The organism is Prosthecobacter sp. (assembly GCF_044222345.1).
Lineage (GTDB): Bacteria > Verrucomicrobiota > Verrucomicrobiia > Verrucomicrobiales > Verrucomicrobiaceae > Prosthecobacter.
In genome coordinates this window covers 1-2,207 of record NZ_JBGANL010000141.1, presented here as the reverse complement: position 1 = coordinate 2,207, position 2,207 = coordinate 1, and the positions used below count along the sequence as shown (strand labels likewise).

Below are 2,207 nucleotides of genomic sequence, written 5' to 3'. Positions count from 1 at the left end.
GCAGGTGCCATCGACGCGGTCATGCAATACCGCGATGAAGGCCGCAACAGCGACATGTTCAAGACGAACTGGGAAGATGATAACGAAGTCATCTCCACGCTGCTCGCCGAACGCATCGAGCTGAGCTGATCAGCCGCGATTCATTCGCCCTCGGGCGCGGCGGTGCTGAGCCGCCGCGCCTTTTTTAAAGTCTCTCAATCGCTTCTCAATTCACCGTCATGGCTTGGATCACACCCACCGAAGAGCACATCCTCACCCGCGTCGCAGGGCCGGAGCTGGATGCGTTTCGCTCGGCGGCGCTCGGCACCGACCAGCCTGATCCGGTGGCCTCTCAAATCACCATCGTGGTGGACTTCATGCGCGGCTACATCGCCCGCTGTCCGAACGTGGACATGACGACGAAAGAAGCAGGCACCATCCCGGCCAGCGGGCTGCATGCTTTCCTCGACATCATCGTCCCCACGATCCAAGGCCGTCCTGCCGGTGCCGTGATCGAAGGCACCAACGGCATCCGCCTCGATGCGCGAAGCGATGCGATGAAGTGGCTGCGCGACTGCGCGAACTGCTTGATCGCCGTCGATGAAGTGCCGCCCCCAACCGCACCAGGCGCGCCGATCCCAAAGCCCCGCATCAAAAAACGCACCCGCCCGAACTGCGGCATCTGAACCCATGGCTGCCAACGTCACACCCAACCTTGCCGACAAGCTCAGCGGCTACGAAAATCAAAGCGGGCTGCACGCTTTGCTTGAGGCCATCTGCGCCAGGCTGCGCACGCAGGATCTCTTTGCCGCCAAAGGGCTGCGCGTTCTGCCGGAGTATGACGGCGATTTGATCAACTCCCTGGTGGCCGTTTTGAACAAGCGCCTCAGCGTGTTCGCCTCTGTAAGCTTTTCGGTTTGCAATGCCAACCAGGCCTCGCTGTCCGCAATGCTTAAAGACATCCACATCGAAGTGGAAGTTTACGAAAGCGTGCTCATGAACCAGGGCGCGTCCGGCACCAAGACCAGCGCGCTAACCTTTGCAGAAGCGGCTCTGGCCTCGCTGCATCAATGGTCGCCGGAGCAGACGGCGACGCTCCGCAACCCGCAGCCTCTGCGCATGCAGCAGACCGGCACCCTGCAAATGGACAAAGAGAAGTCGGATCTCAAAGGCGGGCTGGTTTGCTATGTCGCTCGTCTCGTCACCTCGCAATGCCTCGCCTGCCACTGCTCCTAATTTTCCTTCAACCTAACTCGCCACCCTATGTCTGCCATCCCACGCTGCGGCGTTATCGCCGGTCCTTGCAAGCTCGTCACCCCCACCGGCACCTACGTCACCACGGGTGATGTCGTTGTCGATTTCGCCCGCGACACCCGCCCCCTCTCAAGCTCTTTGCGCGGCACCATCGGCACCGTGCACAAAGGCATGAAGTGCAGCATCAAGGGCGAGCTGGCCCCCATCCCCGCCTATGCCGTTCAGCTCATCACGATGCAGCCGACAAACATCGGCAGCAGCATCTACGGCTGCACGGATGCTTACATCGACATCTTTGGCCGCGATGGTGTGAAGCTGCGTTTCAAGGCGGGCGGTCTGCGCTCTCCGGGCAGCATCAAGTTCGGCGATGCCAATCTCTACGGCGAATTCGAGTGGGGTGCGGTCGTCGGCAACGACACGGACATCGGCACGCTTGAAAATCTGCTCGCTCTCAGCAGCGCCGCCTTCACCGAGCCGCAGGCCGCAGGTGACGCGAGCCTGTGGCAGACGAAGGCGGGCATCCTGATCTGGGGAGCCGCACCCTCCGCGCCGTTTGATGCGCTGTCTTCGGAAGACATCATCGAGATCGCCATCAAATACGAGCTGGTATCGAAATACAACCCGGTGAACGGAAACTATGACGAGCGTATCAAAGGGGTGACCGTTGAGCTGATGATCACTCCGCAGGAGATGACCATCGCGCAGCTGCTTGAAAAAATGCCGGTGGACGGGCCAAGCGCCGTGCCCGGCCTCAACCTGGCCACGCTGGCCGAAGCCATGCAGATCATCACCGCACCGCAGGCCGAGGGCGATCTCGTTGTGGATCTTCCGGCCATGGTCTGCGACGCCAGCAACCTCAACTGGGGCGCGGACAAAAACCGCCTCGGCAAGCTCACCCTCAAAGCCGTGGGCAGCTACAACGAGGACACCAGCGCGCTCAATCCTCTCTACGCGCTGTCCACCTACACCGCACC

Annotated in this window: 3 protein-coding genes; all 3 read left to right on the top strand. The window is 61.2% G+C overall.

What is annotated here, in order from left to right; all coding sequences use genetic code 11:
- Positions 1-218 precede the first annotated feature (218 nt).
- Positions 219-665, top strand: a complete 447-nt coding sequence (locus ACILSL_RS27265; RefSeq protein WP_395735228.1) for a hypothetical protein — start codon at positions 219-221, stop codon at positions 663-665.
- A gap of 4 nt (positions 666-669) precedes the next feature.
- Complete coding sequence (locus tag ACILSL_RS27260; RefSeq protein ID WP_395735227.1) at positions 670-1,215, top strand: hypothetical protein; 546 nt, start codon at positions 670-672, stop codon at positions 1,213-1,215.
- A 27-nt stretch (positions 1,216-1,242) separates the two neighbouring features.
- Positions 1,243-2,207 (top strand): hypothetical protein (locus tag ACILSL_RS27255; RefSeq protein ID WP_395735226.1); only part of this gene is annotated, 965 nt, incomplete at its 3' end.